The 16720-nt window shown below is 65.8% G+C and carries 16 protein-coding genes and 1 pseudogene; 12 read left to right on the top strand and 5 right to left on the bottom strand.

The genetic code is table 11. The features are described 5' to 3' along the window. Positions 1-96 precede the first annotated feature (96 nt). Together NJT13_RS05925 and NJT13_RS05920 are read right to left on the bottom strand one after the other, a co-directional pair. On the bottom strand, positions 97-528 hold the full coding sequence (locus NJT13_RS05925) for a hypothetical protein (RefSeq protein ID WP_254524656.1): 432 nt from the start codon (positions 526-528) through the stop codon (positions 97-99). Positions 529-716: 188 nt separating this feature from the next. Continuing rightward, positions 717-4163 (bottom strand): PAS domain S-box protein, encoded by a 3447-nt coding sequence (locus tag NJT13_RS05920; RefSeq protein ID WP_254524655.1) that lies wholly within the window; start codon positions 4161-4163, stop codon positions 717-719. A gap of 233 nt (positions 4164-4396) precedes the next feature. Here NJT13_RS05920 and NJT13_RS05915 point away from each other — a divergent pair, with 233 nt between their 5' ends. Both NJT13_RS05915 and NJT13_RS05910 read left to right on the top strand, forming a co-directional pair. Continuing rightward, positions 4397-4738: a DUF7344 domain-containing protein gene (locus NJT13_RS05915; RefSeq protein ID WP_254524654.1), complete on the top strand. Its 342-nt coding sequence runs from the start codon at positions 4397-4399 to the stop codon at positions 4736-4738. 335 nt (positions 4739-5073) lie between these two features. After that, positions 5074-5277, top strand: coding sequence for a hypothetical protein (locus NJT13_RS05910; RefSeq protein ID WP_254524653.1), 204 nt, complete (start codon positions 5074-5076; stop codon positions 5275-5277). A 173-nt stretch (positions 5278-5450) separates the two neighbouring features. On the opposite strand, the gene NJT13_RS05905 is transcribed toward NJT13_RS05910, so the two are convergent. Continuing rightward, entirely contained in the window at positions 5451-5675 is a 225-nt protein-coding gene (locus NJT13_RS05905) for a DUF8149 family protein (RefSeq protein ID WP_254524652.1), read from the bottom strand. A 253-nt stretch (positions 5676-5928) separates the two neighbouring features. Between NJT13_RS05905 and NJT13_RS05900 the strand changes: the two genes are divergently transcribed. Continuing rightward, complete coding sequence (locus tag NJT13_RS05900) at positions 5929-6231, top strand: hypothetical protein (RefSeq protein ID WP_254524651.1); 303 nt, start codon at positions 5929-5931, stop codon at positions 6229-6231. A gap of 497 nt (positions 6232-6728) precedes the next feature. Here the strand turns inward: NJT13_RS05900 and NJT13_RS05895 are convergent. Together NJT13_RS05895 and NJT13_RS05890 are read right to left on the bottom strand one after the other, a co-directional pair. Continuing rightward, positions 6729-7177: pseudogene (locus tag NJT13_RS05895) on the bottom strand (transposase); the annotation flags it as partial. A 195-nt stretch (positions 7178-7372) separates the two neighbouring features. Beyond that, positions 7373-8359 carry a PGF-CTERM sorting domain-containing protein gene (locus tag NJT13_RS05890; protein ID WP_254524650.1) on the bottom strand — a complete coding sequence of 329 codons (987 nt, stop codon included), beginning with the start codon at positions 8357-8359 and terminating at the stop codon, positions 7373-7375. Between the two features lie 875 nt (positions 8360-9234). Here NJT13_RS05890 and NJT13_RS05885 point away from each other — a divergent pair. The 9 genes from NJT13_RS05885 (at position 9235) to NJT13_RS05845 (ending at position 16670) form a co-directional block, all read left to right on the top strand. Further along, positions 9235-9618 carry a DUF5789 family protein gene (locus NJT13_RS05885; protein WP_254524645.1) on the top strand — a complete coding sequence of 128 codons (384 nt, stop codon included), beginning with the start codon at positions 9235-9237 and terminating at the stop codon, positions 9616-9618. 206 nt (positions 9619-9824) lie between these two features. Next, on the top strand, positions 9825-10436 hold the full coding sequence (locus NJT13_RS05880) for a translation initiation factor IF-2 subunit beta (RefSeq protein ID WP_254524644.1): 612 nt from the start codon (positions 9825-9827) through the stop codon (positions 10434-10436). Between the two features lie 134 nt (positions 10437-10570). Next, complete coding sequence (locus tag NJT13_RS05875) at positions 10571-11206, top strand: HAD family hydrolase (protein ID WP_254524643.1); 636 nt, start codon at positions 10571-10573, stop codon at positions 11204-11206. A gap of 31 nt (positions 11207-11237) precedes the next feature. Beyond that, entirely contained in the window at positions 11238-12242 is a 1005-nt protein-coding gene (cbiB, locus tag NJT13_RS05870) for an adenosylcobinamide-phosphate synthase CbiB (RefSeq protein ID WP_254524642.1), read from the top strand. After that, entirely contained in the window at positions 12239-13006 is a 768-nt protein-coding gene (gene cobS / locus NJT13_RS05865) for an adenosylcobinamide-GDP ribazoletransferase (protein ID WP_254524640.1), read from the top strand. Before cbiB ends, cobS begins: the two co-directional genes overlap by 4 nt. Further along, a complete protein-coding gene (locus NJT13_RS05860; protein ID WP_254524638.1) occupies positions 13006-13656 on the top strand; it encodes an NTP transferase domain-containing protein in 651 nt (216 codons plus the stop codon). The genes cobS and NJT13_RS05860 overlap by 1 nt, the downstream gene beginning before the upstream one ends. A 2-nt stretch (positions 13657-13658) precedes the next feature. After that, positions 13659-14786: a nicotinate mononucleotide-dependent phosphoribosyltransferase CobT gene (cobT, locus tag NJT13_RS05855; RefSeq protein ID WP_254524636.1), complete on the top strand. Its 1128-nt coding sequence runs from the start codon at positions 13659-13661 to the stop codon at positions 14784-14786. Next, positions 14776-15849 carry a threonine-phosphate decarboxylase CobD gene (gene cobD, locus NJT13_RS05850; RefSeq protein ID WP_254524631.1) on the top strand — a complete coding sequence of 358 codons (1074 nt, stop codon included), beginning with the start codon at positions 14776-14778 and terminating at the stop codon, positions 15847-15849. Before cobT ends, cobD begins: the two co-directional genes overlap by 11 nt. Continuing rightward, on the top strand, positions 15846-16670 hold the full coding sequence (locus NJT13_RS05845; protein ID WP_254524628.1) for an adenosylcobinamide amidohydrolase: 825 nt from the start codon (positions 15846-15848) through the stop codon (positions 16668-16670). The genes cobD and NJT13_RS05845 overlap by 4 nt, the downstream gene beginning before the upstream one ends. Positions 16671-16720: the final 50 nt, after the last annotated feature.

Raw genomic sequence — 16720 nt, 5'->3', positions numbered from 1 at the left:
GTATTGGTCGTCGCGAACCAGCGAGGCGTCGTGGACCGGTGACGCATCGCGAGCGGTGTCGACGACGTCGCGCGACGGAAATCGAAACGCGACCGATTACGCCCGCTCCGGCTCGGCGTAGTCGACGTGGACGTTCGGCGTGGTCGCGGGCTCGTCGCCGGTGATCCCACGGTCGACGAACGTGACGTTCGTCAGGTCGCCGGTGAATCGGAACGTTATCATGCCCGTTTCGATCGTCCCTTCGACGGTGGTCCCCGAGAGGACGGTCACGTCCTCGACCCGGTCCTCGTCGGCCAGTTCGATCTCGCCGTCGACTGTCAGCTCGAAGCTCGAGGGCGTTCCCTGACCGATGATAGTCAGCGTGTTCTGGCCGTCGCCGTCCGAACCGGCGGGAGGGGACGTCGGCCTCGTCGCCGCGATGGTCGCCGTGGCCGTCGTTTCGGTGCTGATCGGTCTTGTCTGCTGTGGATTCGATTCGGCGGGAAACGGGTCGTCCTCGTGGTTGACTGTCGCTTTCTCACGTGCCATATGGTGGACACAGTCGCGTATCAGAGTATAAACCTTGTCACTGAACTAACGATTAGAGCGGGCGAAATATAACTGCTCGATTGGATGCTCGACGAAATTATGACCGAAGGTTGCGGATTTCTAGCCGATCCGGATCGTCCCCGAAGAACCGGGCGAGTGGTGTGACCGCACGAGGTATTCCGTGGGCCTCAGGCCGCCGCCGTGTCCGAGAGCAACGATTCGAATACTTTCTGCTGGGCCCGTCGGAGATGTTGATGGAACGTCGCCGGCGCGATATCGAGCGACTCGGCGACGTCTTCGCCCGAGGCGTCGCGCGGCCACTCGAAGAATCCCGCGTGGTAGGCCGCCCGGAGCGTCGCGCGCTGGCGGTCGGTGAGGTCGTCCGACAGCACGTCTCGGACGCGTTCCGGAGTGGTATCGCCGCGCGTGACCTGGCGTTGCTTCAGTAATTCTGCCCCCGAGTATGTCGACTGCACGACGTCGATGATTCGACGGATCTCCGCACCCGGTGCCAGGTGGATCGACATCCGGTAGTCGCCGTCCTCGATGACGACGTCTTCGATGGACCCGCCGAGCGAGGCGACCGTCGACAGCACCGGCGGCTCGGAGAGGCGAAGTTCGAAGTTCGTCCGCCTGCTCCCGGATCTGAACGTCACGTCGGTCCAGTGGGGAAGCGATTCGACGAGGGACTCGACCGTCTCGACTGCGTCTTCCGTCGCGGTGCCGTAGACGAGGTACTCCTCGTTTTCGATGGGGACGGTGTGATCGAGCGTGATCGTGCCAGCCGTCTCGAGTCCGGTCCCCAGCGATTCGAAGACGTCTCGGATTCGGAACTGGAGTTCGACGACGTCGTCGCTCATCAACGCTCGCTTTCGTTCGGCAGCGGCGATGGCGTGACCCACCACTTCTCCCAGTCGGCTGATCACCGTCCGCTCCTGGCCCGTGAATGCCTCCGGCCGTTCGGCGTAGACGTTCAACACGCCGTAAATCGTCTCCTCGTGAACGATCGGGATCGCCGCCGACGAACGGAAGCCGAACTCCTCGACCGTGCTCCGCCAGGGGTCGTACCTTGAATCCGCGGCGATGTCCTGGGTCGTCTGGAGTTCGCCCGTCGCGATTGCCTTGCCGGTCGCCCCCCGACTTCGCTCGTCGTTCGGGTCGGCTGAGATCGTGATTCCGTCGAGGTATCCCTCGACGCCGGCCTCGGCTCGCAGGTTCACCGTTTGCGTTGCGACGTCGACGTCGCCGATCCACGAGAACAGATAGGAGTCCGATTCGGCGAGGTGGTCACAGACGACCCGCTCTATCTCCTCGCGCGTGGACCGATCGACGACCGCCTCGGAAATGCGGTGGACGACGTCGTTGAGGTTGTTGAGCGCGACGAGTTGCTCGCGCTGGCGCTCGAGTTCTCGCTCGTCGGTGCGTCGGTCGATGGCGGTCTTGAACACGTTCGCGACCGATTGGACGAAGGCGACGTCGTGATCGGAGAACGCTCGACGGTCCACGTCGTGGACTTCGAGGATTCCCCAGGGATCGGCTCGCGTCCCGATGACGACGCTGATACCGCTCGTGATCTCGTAATCGGTCAAATCCTCGATATTGCCGAAGCGCGACTCCGTCGCGAGATCGTCGACCATGACGGGTCCCCCGTCGGTCAGCGTGTATGCCGCCTGTGAATCGTTTCCGACCGCCGGGACGGTCGCCTCGCCGACGACGTCCCCGTCCCACCCGACCCCTTCACGCAGCAGGAACGATTCCGCGGCCGAATCGAGGTCCAGTACCTTGCAATAGTCGGTCTCGAGCGTTTCGACCAGTCGGTCGGCGCCCTCGGCTAATAGCGCGTCGACGTCGTGGCTCGCGAGCGCCCGCTGGCCGAGATCGGCGACCGCTTCCTGCTGTCGAACTCGTTTCGTGAGTCGGTCCTCCCGCTCGAGGTGGCTCGAGATGTCGCGAACCACGCCGCAGCGCCCGGCGGCATCCTCCATCGGGAAGGGTGCCAGTCGGCTTTCGCACGGAACGGTTTCACCGCCCTTCGTGTGAACGTCGAGTTCGATATTCGCGACGTCGCGGTCACCGGTCGCGATCTCCTCGGAGAGCGTTTCGGCCCGTGGCGTGATCCCGTCGTCGTGGATCATCGTCGCGGATTCGCCGAGGAGTTCCTCGCGAGCGTAGCCCGTCAGCTCACAGAACCCGTCGTTGACCATGACGAATCGGGCCTCGTCGTCGACTGCGTAAACGCCGTCGTCGATCGTCTCGACGATCCGCTCGTACTGTTCGAGTTCCCGTTCGCGTTCTTTGTGCTCGGTGATGTCGGTGAAGTACACCGAGAGCCCGGATTCAGAGGGATACACCCTGATTGTCTCCCAGATACCGAGCGGCTCAGAGTACCGCTGGAAACTCGTCGCGGTCTGGGTCGCCATGGCTGCCTCGAAGCGGTCCCGAATCGGATCGTCGTCGGCCACGGACAGCACCTCCAGGGCGTTCGCTCCCAGAAGTTCGGTTTCCGTGAAGTCGAAGAGTTCCTGGGCCCGGTCGTTAACGTACATAAACTGAAAATCGTCGTCGAGCGCGCAGAACGCCTCGGAAACCCGATCGAACACCACCTCGAGTTCGGTTTCGAGCTCCTCGCGCGTGCGCTCGAGGCCTCGGGTCTGCTCCTCGAGTCGGGTGACGTCGGTCATCGTGACGACGACGCCGGAATCACCGTCGAGCGGCTCCGCGTTCACCGAGAGCCACCGCGTCGCTCCGTCGTCGATTCGAACGCGCTGGTCTTCGACCGGGTTGCCGGTCGCGAGCGCTCGCGGGGCGGGCCGCTCGGACGGGGGGATCTCGTCGCCGTCCTCGTCGAGCAGGGGCCGATCACCCAGCGCGTACTCCGCCGAGCCGTCTCCGTCCATCCCGAGATACTCGGTAAACCGTCGGTTCAGCCGCCGCGGTTCGCCATCGTCGTCGAAGATGCCGATCCCGGTCGGGCTGACCTCCAGGACACGCTCTACGAGATCGTGTTCGCGGCGGATCTGCTGTTCGCGCTCGCGTCGGTCGGTCAGGTCCCTGGTGACCGTCGTGTATCCCTCGAGGGTGCCGTCCTCGTCGCGGATCGCAGTGATGGTGACCCGCGCCCAGAACCGTGAGCCGTCCGCTCGAACGCGCCATCCTTCGTCCTCGATCGACCCGGTTTCGGCGGCCGCGGTGAGGTTCGACTCGGGGGCGTCGGCGTCCCGGTCGTCCTGGGTGTAGAAAATCGCGACGTGTTCGCCGAGCACGTCGTCGGCTGCGTACCCCTCGATCCGTTCGGCCCCCGCGTTCCAGCTTCGGACGTAGCCGTCGGCGTCGAGTACGAAGATCGCGTACTCCTCGACGGCTTCGACGACCGATTCGGGGACGACGGGACCGTCACCGGTGCCAGCCGCCCGATCGCTCCTCGGCGGCCGAGACCGCCACCACACGCGCGCACTCGCGCCGACCTTCTTCGTCTCGAGTTGCCCGTAGTCGACGAGTCGCTCGAGTCGATCGTAGGTGCTCCGTCGGCCGAGGTCGAGGCGGTCCGCTACTTCGTTCGTCGTCCGCGGAGCCCCGGACCCGTCGAAGAGGGCGAGCGTCTCTCGGAGGCTCTCGGTCAGCGGCCGTGAACTCATTCGACCGTGTAAAGCGCACGGACGCGTATCAACCCTCCGCCGACGGAGTGGTAGGCGGGAGCGAACGCGGTGATCGATCGGTCGATCGCGTCGTCCCCGACCCCGAGATGCTGGTCCGGATCGTGGTACTCGCCCTGCGCCCGATCAGAACCTAATCACTTCTAGTGTACCCTTTCCCGTGAGTGGTGCCTTGTCTCAGACAGACCGGACGCCGACCGGACTGAGGCCCCTCCATGACCCAATCGAAACGCGATTTCACGTGGCAGCAGTTGGAACTCGACGATCGAACCGAGAGCACCCGTCACCGTTTGCTCGAGGCGAAGCGGCGCAGAATGACGCTCGACATCCTCACCGGCGTGACTGCCACCGTCGAACTCTCGGAGTTGGCGGCGGGAATCGTCGCTCGAGAGGGCGGCGTCGATGCCGTCACCGACGACGCCGTCTCGGACGTGCAGATATCGCTCCACCACGTTCACCTCCCCATGATGGCCGAACTCGGTGTGATCGACTACGATGCGAGCACCCGGCGTATCGAAACGTGTCCCAGCCGGGACGACGCGCGAGACATCTCGTGACCGGTCGTCCGTGCTCGGATCGTTCTTCGAACGCCCTATCCACTTCGATACGCCCGACGGCTGTTATCGAGTCGGCGGATCTGGTCGTCCGTGGTATTTTCCGTGTGAGAACGGATACCGGCGCGTGATAACGATAGTAGTCTTTGAAACGATTTACTCACCGATCGCAGTGAAGCGGCCAGCGAAGACTCGCTGGCCGCGAATTCGCGATCGGGGTGTGTATTGACTTTCAAAGACTGCTATATCTTCGACGTCCGACCCGGACTGGCTCCGTCTCTCGGTTTCGGACTCGAAAAAGAAAGCCTATAACGGTCCGATCGGCAGCTTCGGTTGATATGAACGAGAACAGGACCGTTGCTGATATCCTCGAGCGAGTGCGCGAGTCTCGTCGCCAGAAGCGCTGTCCCGACTGCGACGCCGTCGTTTCGATCCGTGGCTTCAGGGGAGAATACCGCTGGGAGTGCGTGAACTGCGATGCCCTCGGCATCGGGTACACGTCCCGTTCGGCCGCCCTGGACGCGATCCGGAACCGTCGATGACGCCGTCTCGCTCCGCCGAGCGAGACGTTCTCGCCGGGTAGCCGCTCGTCTCGCTGGCTGAACGTCGATCCCGTCGAGAGTCGGGTGGGTGCCCGTCTCCGGCCGCTTGGCGACACCCTTCTCCCGGTGTGAGAGATCCGCCCACCTCGGACCACGGTCTTCGTTTTCGATCGTTATTCGTCCTCGAGCAGGCCGAGTTCGGCGGCTGCGAGGTCCGCGATCCGGTCGGCGACGTCGGGATCGACCTCGGCGACGTCGGCACCGTCGTGGAGCTGGTCGTTGTGTCGGTCGATGGCGTCGGCGACCGCCGGGAGTGGAATGCGCGATGTCGTCCCGCAGTCCCGACAGACGATCGGGACGCGCGGGGGACCGTCGTCGGATTCGCTCGTGTTCGTCATCCGTCGGTTCTCTCGCGGCGACGGTCAAAACCTGATTGATTCCGACGACGGGCCGACCCGTCCCTCCGCGGGCCGCAGTCGCGTCCTGTCGCGTTCGAGAATCACGGCCTTGTTGAAACCCTCAATCGATGAGAGGTTTCATCAGTCCTGCTGAATACAGAGCGCAGGTCGGTCACTGGTCGGTCGTCATCTGGCGGGCGGACGGAGGGATAGATACAGACGATGAATCGTACGACTGAACGACTCTAGACGTATGATTGAAGAGATGGGGGAACAACTAACGCAGTTCCCCTGTGGTAGCGCTCCCACAACTGGTCAGGAACGTGCTGAAATCACGGCGAACGTGAGGCTGGTGAGGAAGGCCGACGTAATCCACACCCCATCTATCATCGATCCAACTAGATGGGAGGTGAAATTTCCACCAATAAACGCCCCGATCGGTACGGTGAGAAACGGAAGCGATATCACAACCCAGGGATCGATTGCTGATAATCCCCCATCGACACTGCGACGGCCTATACTGTCACTCATACTCCTCACTGAAGCGTGGAGATAATGAATCCTCACATCTACTCGACGGGGCAACGTATTCCCACTACCGGAGGGTTGTAGTGATACTGACCTGCGCGAGACTTTCTTGTATCTAATGCTCTCTAAACAGCACCCGTAGCGAACCAATCAGATCAGTACCTGTGCCGAGGATACTCGACGGAATCTGAACAAGCACCACGCCTCGGGTTCGTGGTGCAGACACCCTCTGAGTCACCCTCGTCGGTAGTAACAGACTTTGAACAGTTCGACCCAGCTGCACTGCATGTAGAGCGCAGCTGCAGCACGATTGGCACTCGATCATCGGGTGCCCCACATCAGTGCCGCCGGAGGAAATTCTGTACGTTCGCCTTCCATTCCGACTCAGACTCCATCGGAAGCGAGGTGGACGTTTCGGTCAGCGGTACGGTGACAATATCCCTGCCGTGAGTCACGAATGCCACGAAATTACGAAGAACGAAACGACGGTGAGGGCAACTGTGGTCAGCCAAACTGCCACGATACGTTGGTCGCTGTATCGACCAACAGCGTCGTCTTCAATTGCTGGATGGTGAGGTTTGTTCGCTTCGTGTAGTGAGTTAGGCATGCGCCCGCTCGAACCCGGACGCATCGATACCAGTGACACCGTTCAGTGGCAAGTCCGCGAGCGAGACGTTCAGTAACACCCGCCAGACGGCCATCTCCAAGCGGTCGAACGCCTTGCAGAGTGTCGAGGGTGCAGGGATCGAATCAAGATTGAGGGCGTCACGAATCCGAGGCATCTCGATAAGTTCGTCAACGAGGTCACGGTATGTGGTCGTCTTCTTCACTTTGAGACAGAGCAAAACGACGTGCTGGCGGAGCGTGAACCGCTTTCGTGAATAACGAGTCGAGAATCGCGCCACAGCACGGCGAGCCAACACCATCGCCCGTTCAACGAATCGAAGGAGTCGTGACTTCGGGAGAGTATCCATCCTCCTCCAGCTACCCATCAGTCATGTTTGTCAGCAAGGGTTTCAACAGGGCCAGAATCAAGGGATCAGAGCGGCCGTGACGGATTTTCCTGCCGTTTTCCGTTCCGTCTTATCGGCGTTCCTGCAGGATCGTTCATCGTCACGACTCGAGGCGAGTGGCGTGATCTCCGATTCCCGAGGACCGCCCCGCCGAGGCTACCGGCGGTATCGTGCGATGACCGCGATCGAAATGGCAACGCCGGCGGCCAGCGGACCGAATCCGGGCATTTCGTCGCGACCGTCGCCGTCGGTCGGGCCCCCGTCGGCGGTGTTTCCGGTTCCGTCTTTCGGCTCGTTCGAGTCGATTCCGTCAGTACCATCGTCCGACGAATTCGAGTCGACGGGGATCGTTCGCTCGTCGGCCGGCGCATCGAGTTGCAACACGACGACCGCCCCTCCGTGGGTAGAGTTCTGGGTGGTGGTCCAGCCGCCGCCGGCTTCCGCGTAGGATTCCGCGTCGGCAACCGGATCGATGTCGGAATCCCACCCGTCGCCGGCGGGCTCCTGCTGGATGTAGCCGACGACGTCGATTCGGTCCGCGTACTTGCCGTCGAGTTCGGCTTCACCGTACTCGATCGTCGAGCCGACGGGATTCCCGTGGAATTCGATACAGTGGGAATCCATGTATCCGTCACCCTGTGCGACGTCCGGGCTCGTCCCGAACTCGTCCCCGTCGAGCGGGAACTCGTAGTGGTCGGTCACCGGGAACTCGACGGTCATCGGATTCGCGTCGGAATGCCACGTCGTCGCCCCGCCGGTCGGAATCGTTACGGACGTGTTCGGAACCGACGTGCCGACGACCGGGTCGCCGTTTTCGTTGACCAGCGTGACGCAGATTTTCCCGGATCCGTCCCCGAGATAGGGACTCCGGTACTCGTCGCGCGGATTCTCGTAGCTGATCCAGGACCCGTCGTCCGCCGCCGCTTCGAAGTACGGATCGCCCTCTTCCGGCGCGGGCTCGCGGTACGCTTCCTCGGATACCCTGTCGCTCTGGTTCGTTTGGGCCGGATCGAGCGTGCCCGCGGCCGCGCCGGCAGCACCCGACGCGACGAGGCCGCCGATCACGACCAGGCCGAGGCCGAGCGCGAGTACGACGCGCGAGTCTCCCGGGAGCCGCTCCGAGAGTCGGTGTAGCCGGGACATGGATCACACTCCGGGCCCGGTTCGGCCCCTCGAGAACTCGATCGGTCTACCGTTCTGTGACGATGACTGTCCTGATTTGATACGGGTCATCCAGCTGACGTACCGGATCACCTGTCCTATATATGAGCAGCGTACCTGGCGGTAGTCGGTTTCTACGGACGGTAGGCTACACTTTCGGTCTGAAACACCGGTCGAAGGAGGTGGAAAACCGTCCAGTCTCGTTTCGGACGTCGGCCGGTGTCACGATGCCCGATGCGAGACTCGAGCGTGCCGAACTGAACGCGTGTCACCCGCGCGTTCGCGAACTGCAACGGTCGACCGGTCGCCGAACGAGGTGCCTACCGCGAGCCGGGCGACTCGGTCTCGTCGGAGCGTTCGAGCGCCGCGTACAGTGCGCCCCAGCGGTCGCACGCGGCTATCGTTCGACGGATCGATCGGTGTCGTTCGTCGATGCTGTGCGGGGCCGGCGTACGGCCCGAAAATACGCTCCGCGATCCGTCGAGCGATTACTCCGCGTTTCGACCGCCGTAACGACACCGGACACCTCGAATACGGTCTCGACGGCGGCGGCCGAGGTCGATTTCGACCGCTTCCGTGCGGCGACTTCGCTCCAAGCGACGTTCGGTCTGCCCGTCGAGAGCCGCGGCCGGATGGAAAGAGATGCTGGGCGTGCCCGCGGTGGGTGTGGGGTTCGATAGTGATGCGAGTGATGGCTCGGCACGAAATTGGACAGACACGCCGGTTGGCCGTCGCCAGCGGAGGGTGATAACGGTGTATAATACCGGGATAGAGGACTATAGAGCGCTATTTGAGCTCCTCGAGACCACGCACGCGCTGGCCGGCCGCTTTTCTACGGGGTAGCGGTACGGCTTCACATGAGCGACGACGGGCGGAACCACGACCGTGTGCAACGGAGCGCCGAACGGCGACAAGCGGAGCGAGCGGACCACGCCGAATCGATCCTCGAGGACGTCGAACGCGACCTCGGAACGATGGAGTATCCGGTCAGCAGTGAGGAACTCGCCACGGAGTACGGCGACCAGCCGATCGACATGCCGAACGAGACGGAGTCGCTCGGGTCCGTCTTCGATCGGCTGGTCGACGAGGAATACGAGTCACCCGAAGCGGTCCGCGAGGCCGTTTACGGCGAGATAACCGGCGAGGCAGGCAGTCCGAACGAAGCCAACGCCGAACGCGACCTCGCGGAACTGGACGACACGCAGGACTCGACCGACGCGCAGGATACCGACGCGGGCTAAAGTCGATTCCTCTCGAGGCGACTCGGCCGACCGGGATCTGGATACCGACGAACACGCGGCGGGAAGCGTCGACCACGACGGAACTACGGGGAGCAGAATCTCCCCTATCGACACCGACGTACCAGCGCATTCACCGGCTATCGCCCCCCAGTCGGGCGAATTGTGATAGCAGAACGGATTTACGTTCGCGTCGTCTGTTCTCGTGTATGGATTACGAATCGAGTCTCGACCGAGCGATGGAAGACGTTCCCGATATCGGGGGCGACGAACAACGACTCCAGATTCCGGACCCCCAGACCCAGAAAGACGGCGCGTTTACACGCGTAAAGAATGTAGACGAAGTCGCCGACGTGCTCTCTCGAGAGACGGAACACCTCCACCGGTTCATCCAGCGGGAACTGGGAACGAGTGGCAAACTCGAGAACGGCCGCGGTCGATACAACGGAACGTTCTCCCAGCGCGACATTAGTGCGTCGATCGACGCCTACGTCGACGAGTACGTCCTCTGTTCGGAGTGCGGACTGCCGGACACGCGGCTGGTCCGAGAGGACCGAACGCCGATGCTTCGGTGTGACGCCTGCGGTGCGTTCCGACCGGTTTCCAAGCGGTCGACCAGCAGCCAGCAACAACAGCAACAAGACGCCGTCGAGGAGGGCCAGACGTACACGGTCGAAATCACCGGGACCGGACGGAAGGGCGACGGCGTCGCGGAGAAAGGAAACTATACGATTTTTGTTCCGGGCGCGGACGAGGGCGACATCGTGGACATCTACATCAAGAATATCTCGGGGAACCTCGCGTTCGCCCGACTCGCCTGAGGACGGTTCGAGTCGGCCGGCAGCACCCGACCCGTCGGTCCGTCCCGGAGCGTCGTATCGGTCAGACGACACGTCACCGAGACGGCCGCAGTCGGATCGCGAAATTAAAGTCAGCTTGTGCTAGTAACACGGACGTGGGAGTATCGTTCGATCTCTTTGGGACGCTGGTGACCGCCGATCGACCGGCCGACCCGGCCGGAGCCGTCGCGACGGAACTCGAGAAACGGGACGTTCGGGTTCCGGACGACTGGGCCGACGCGTACGCGGAGCCACACGTCGACGCGCCCGACGGCGCTGAGGTCCCGCTTCCGGCTCACGTTTCGCGCGCGCTCGCGAGTCGCGGCGTCGAGTACGAACACAACGCGGCGAGACGAGCCGTCGTCGCGGCGTTCGATCCGACGGTCGAAACCAGGCCGGGCGCCCTCGAGGCGGTCGAGGCGGCCCGCGAACTGGGACCGGTCGGGATCTGTTCGAACTGCAGCGTTCCGGAACTTGTCGGCCGCACGCTCGTCAGATCCGACTTCGAACGGGACGATTTCGACGCGATCGTGACCAGCGTCGGCTGCGGATGGCGCAAGCCCGCGCCCGAAATGTTCGACGTGACTGCGGACCGACTCGGCGTCGATCCGGCCGAGCTCGTCCACGTCGGCGACGACCCGCAGGCCGACGGCGGGATCGAAGCCGTCGGCGGCACGGCGCTGTTACTCGAGGACGTAGCGCTCGCGGACGTGCCGACGCGGCTTTCGACGGTGGAATCACAGCAGTCATGACCGAGGGGGGACGGCTGGTCCGTTCGGAGGGATGGCGGATGGTCCGCACCGAGGGATTTCCGTGACGTTGACGGCGCTTGCGGTGATCGGTCTGGCGTTCAGTCTCGATTTACTGTTCGGCGAGCCGCCGACCGCCTTTCACCCGGTGGCGTGGTTCGGCCGCCTCGTCGACGGTCTCGACCGTCGGTGGAGCACGACCGCGCGACGCCAGCGCCTCGTCGGCGTCGGAATCGCGGCCGCTGCCCCGCTCGTCCCCGCGACGGTCGCCGGCGTCGGCGTCGCCGCCGCGGCCGCACTCGACCCGATGGCCGAAGGAATCGTCGCCGCGCTCGTCCTCTCCGTGACGACCAGCCTCCGTTTACTGCTCGAACTCACTGCGAACGTCGTACGAGCGACCGATGGAGACGGAGCGCGCGCTCGTGAGTTGGTCGTCGGCCTCGTCGGTCGCGACGTCTCGACGCTCTCGCCGGGTGAACTCCGCAGCGCCGCCCTCGAGAGCGCCGCCGAAAATCTGGCGGACGGACTGGTCGCGAGCCTGCTCGCGTTCGCGGTCCTCGCGCCGATCTCGCTCCCGTTCGCGGCGGGCGTCGCCGCCTGGATCAAGGGCGTCAACACGCTGGACTCGATGCTCGGCTATCCCTCGAAGCCGATCGGGACCGCGAGCGCGCGACTGGACGACCTCGTGATGTATCTGCCCGCTCGAATCGCGGCGGTCGCGATCGCCGTCGCCGCGGCCGATCCGCGGGCACTCCGCCGAGCCGGACGGTGGGCGCGCGTGCCGCCGTCACCCAACTCCGGGTGGCCGATGGCGACGCTTGCCTGTGCTATCGACGTCCGCCTCGAGAAGCCGTCGACGTACGTTCTCAATTCCGAAGCTGAACTCCCGTCGCTCGCGGACGGAGAGCGCGCCGTTTCGCTCGTCGGCTCGGCTGCGATCGTCTCGGTCCTCGTGGCCGTCGGGCTCGCGGTCGTCGCGTCGGCGGCCGGTGCGGAACTCGAGTCGCAGGTCGCGGCGATAGCGGAGGTGACGAGATGACCGCGGTCGACCGCTGGATCGCTGCCGTTCGCGGAGCGGCCGGGTTCCTGACGCGCCTTCCGGTCGGCTACCGCGACGGGGACTGGGACGCGTTTCGGACGACGCCGGCCGCCTTCCCGGTCGTCGGGTTCGTCGCGGGCGCGCTCGCTGGAGTGGCGCTGCTCGCGGTCGAATCCCTCCCGGCGCCGACCGTCGCGTTCGGCTATCTCCTGGCGGTGTACGCCGTGACCGGCATCCACCACGTAGACGGGATCGCGGATCTGGGCGATGCGCTGGTCGTCCACGGCGACGGAGAGCGTCGCCGCGAGGTGCTGAAGGACACGACGACCGGCGTCGGCGCGTTGCTTTCGGTGGCTGTCACCGTCGCCGCCCTCGCACTCGCCGGGCTCGGACTGGCCGGACTCCCGGTCCGCGCGGCGGTCGGCGTCGCGGTCGGCGCCGAGGTGGGGGCGAAACTCGGCATGGCCGCGATGGCCTGCTTCGGAGCGAGCGGGTACGAGGGGATGGGAAAGGGGTTCACCTCGGCGTCCACGCCCCGTTCGTTTCTCGCACCCGCGGTCGTCGCCCTCCCCGGCGTCGCGCTCACCTGGCCCGATCCCGTCGCAGCGATCGCGATCTGTGGTGGGGTCGCGGGTACCGGACTGCCGTGGTCCCTGGCGAATCGCCACCTCGGGGGGATAAGCGGCGACATATTCGGCGCGGCGAACGAGATCGGTCGCGTCGCCGGCCTGCACGCGGGGGTGATCGCGTGGACGCTGTTGTGATGTGCGGCGGAGCGGGAACTCGCCTCGAGAGCCCGCACGAGAAGCCGCTGTACCCGATCGACGGGACGGGGATGGTCGATCGAGTACTGGCGGCGCTCCGGGGGAGCGAGGCCGAGACGATCTTCGCCGCCGTCTCGCCGAACGCGCCGGCGACGCGCGCTCGTCTCGAGCGTACCGACGGCGTCCAGACGATCGAGACGACCGGAGACGGATACGTGACCGACCTGCTGGCAGTTCTCGAGCGATCCGAGATATCGCCGCCGATCCTGACCGTCGCCGCGGACGTCCCGCTGCTCGAGGCACCCGTCGTCGACCGGATACTCGCGGCCCACGGCGATGGGGACGGCTCGCGGACCGTCTGCGTTCCGGTGGCCCTCAAACGGCGACTCGGGGTCAGCATCGACGCGCGACTCGAGCCCGACGACCACCTCGCCCCCACCGGGGTCAACGTCGTCGGCGCCCCGGCCGATTCGAGGGGCGACGCCGACGATCCGACGACCGACGCTGGGGATTCGACGACCGACGCATCCACTGTCACGACTATGACCGACGTCTATTACGACCCACGACTCGCGGTGAACGTGAACCGACTCGAAGACGCGCGAATTGCGGCCCGCCGACTCCGGGACCGGCGCGCGGAGGGGCGCTGACGATGCGGATCCTCCTTCCCGCGGGGACGACGGAAACGGCGCTGATCGACGGCATCAGCGCTGCCGGTGCCGCGCCCGAATTGATGGCGCACACGCCGTCCGCGGACGTCGAAATCCTCGCCTACGGCGAGCCGGTCGCATCTCCGGTGACCCCGGTGAGTCCGAACGGCTGTCCGACGCCCGCGGCCGTGACGCGCGCCGTTCGGGAGGTCGTCGGGTTCGATGTCGCGGTGATCGACGCGGGACTCTCTCGGTCGACGGCCGCGCCGACGGTCGACCTCGACGTGCGTCCCGGCACGGACGTTCGAGAAGCGGTCGCCGTTCCGGACGCTGACGCGACGTTCGATCGCGCGTACGACTACGGAACGAGCCTCCCCGACGACGAACTCCTGATCGGTGAAACGGTCCCCGGCGGCACGACTACCGCGCTCGGCGTCCTCACCGCGCTCGGCGAGCCGGGCGGCGTCTCCTCGTCGCTCCCGGAGAATCCGATCGAGCGCAAGCGCCGAGTCGTCGACGAGGCCCTGGCGGCGAGCGATCTCGAGGCGGGCGATTGCGACGGCGCGCCCTTCGAGGCGGTCGCAGCCGTCGGTGATCCCGTCCAACCGGCCGTCGCCGGACTCACGGCCGGCGCGCTCGAGGCCGGAATCGAGGTGACACTGGCCGGCGGGACCCAGATGGTCGCCGTCGCCGCGATCGTACGCCACGCCGGAATCGACGCGCCACTTTCGATCGCGACGACGTCGTTCGTCGCGGCCGAACAGGGTGACCGACTCGCGGACGCGTGCGAGCGGTTCGACTGCGCCCTCACCGTTACGGACCCCGGCTTCGACGAGCGAGAACACGTCGCGATGGACCGATACTGCGCCGGCGAGGCGAAAGAGGGGGTCGCGATGGGCGGCGCGCTCTCGCTCGTTCCGGACGGCCGGATGAGCGAGGTTCGAGATCGGTTCGAGGCGGTCTGTGCCCGACTCGGGATCGATGCCGAACCCGGACGTGACGCACCCGACGGAGCGCACGGCGGCGAATCAGCGACGGCGGCGACGGGAGTGGCCGACGCCGCGGTTGCGGACGGGTCGGGCGCGGCAGACGACGGAGGCGCCCGTGCGGGGGACGACCGTGGACCCTGACTCGATCCGAGCCGGACGCCGAGTGCCTCACGGCGGCGAACCCGACCGGGCGCTGGTGGATTTTTCCGCCAACACCAATCCCCGCGTTCCGGCGGGTGTCGACGACGCGTACACGGCCGCACTCGAGGACGCCCGTCGCTATCCGGACGACGGTTACCCCGATTTCCGTGCCGCTGCGGCCGACTTCGTCGGCTGCGATCCGGCGCAGGTGAGCCCGACGCCCGGCGGACTGGCTGCGATCCGGCTGGCGATGGAGACGTCCCTCGAGCCGGGCGACGAGGCGCTGGTCCCGTACCCCAGCTTCGGCGAGTACGCTCGCGAAGTGAGACTCCAGGGCGCGAAGCCGCGGTTCGTTCGGTACGACGAACTGTGTCGGGTCGGTCACGCACTCCTCGAGCCCTGCTCGCTCGCGGTCGTCTGTCGGCCGAACAATCCGACCGGGGACGCGGTCGAGTTGGAGACGCTCGAGGCGTTCGCGGCTCGCTGTGCGGACGCGGGAACGACCCTGCTCGTCGACGAGGCGTTTCTCGGGTTTACCGATCGGCCGTCGGCGGTCGAACTCGAGTCCGAGGCCGTCGTCGTCGCTCGCTCGCTCACCAAACTGTTCGGTCTGCCGGGACTCCGGGCCGGGTTCGCCGTCGCGACCGGTGACCGGACGGACGCGTTCGCGAGCGCTCGGCGCACGTGGTCGCTCGGGACCCCTGCTGCAAGGGTCGGCACGCACTGCCTCCGACAGTCGGCGTTCGTTCGGGACACGCGCGAGCGGGTCGAGCGCGAACGCGAGCGGATGGCCGCGGCGCTCGAAGAGCAGTTCGACGTGTATCCGTCGACCGCCCCGTTTCTCCTCTGTGACGTGGGCGACCGCGACGTCTCGAGGGTGATCGCCGACGCGCGTGCAAACGGCGTGGCGATCCGCGACGCGACGACCTTCCGCGGACTCGACTCGCACGTCCGGGTCGCCGTCAAGGATCGCCCGTCGAACGACCGCCTTCTCGAGGCGCTCGGCGTTCGCGAGACCGGAGACGGACCCGCCGACCGGATCGATAGCGGAGACCGAGGATGAACGAGCACGGACCGGCGTACGCCGCGACTCGGCGAGCCGACGTCCTTCGAGTCAGTCGTCCCGAGACCGAGTGGCTCTCCACCGGCTGGAACGGCGGCCGTCGCGTCGCCGACCACGCGTACAACGTTTCGGTTCCCGACGGCTGGGACCGAACGGACCTCGGCACCTACGTCGACGAACGGCTCGAGCGGGCGGGCTTCGGGCCGACCGGTGCTGAGGAGACGGGACCGGCGCTGCTGACGGGAGTCGATATTTCGGACGCTCGGGGCGCCCGCCGCGGTCCGGTGACGGCCTATGCGACGGCCGGGGTTTCGAACCCGGCCGCGTTACCGATGGTGTCGGAGTCGACGGCGGCCTCGGATGCGAACTCGACGTCGGACGCGAGCGTTCTCGACGCGGGCGAGTCGGGCCTCGAGCGGGAACGGGAACGGCGGCCGGGGACCGTCAACGTCATCGTCGGGACGACGCGGGCGCTCGCACCGGGTGCGCTGGCGAACCTGGTCGCGGTCGCCGCGGAGGCGAAGGCGGCGACGCTGCTCGCCGAAACCGGCTTCCCTGGAACCACGACGGACGCGGTCGTCGTCGGCCACGATCCGTCGGGACCGCCGGCCGAGTTCTCGGGGAGCGGAACCGAGGTCGGCGCCGCGACGCGGGCCTGCGTCCGAGAGGCCGTCCGAGCGTCGCTGTGCGTCCACTACACCGAGTCAGACGTGTCCCTCCCGGATTCCGTCGCGGACGCGGCCTACGGCGTCTCGACGGACGTTCGAGCGGCGGTTTTTCGCCCGCGAGTCGCGGACGACGCTGCCGAACACGAGAAGTGAACGACCCCGCCCTACTCGCTCGGCTTCGCCTCGCTCCGTGAGGACGGGGG

Origin of the sequence: Natrinema caseinilyticum, from assembly GCF_024227435.1 — an archaeon.
Taxonomy (GTDB): Archaea; Halobacteriota; Halobacteria; order Halobacteriales; family Natrialbaceae; genus Natrinema; species Natrinema caseinilyticum.
This window is presented reverse-complemented; position numbering and strand designations above follow the sequence as displayed.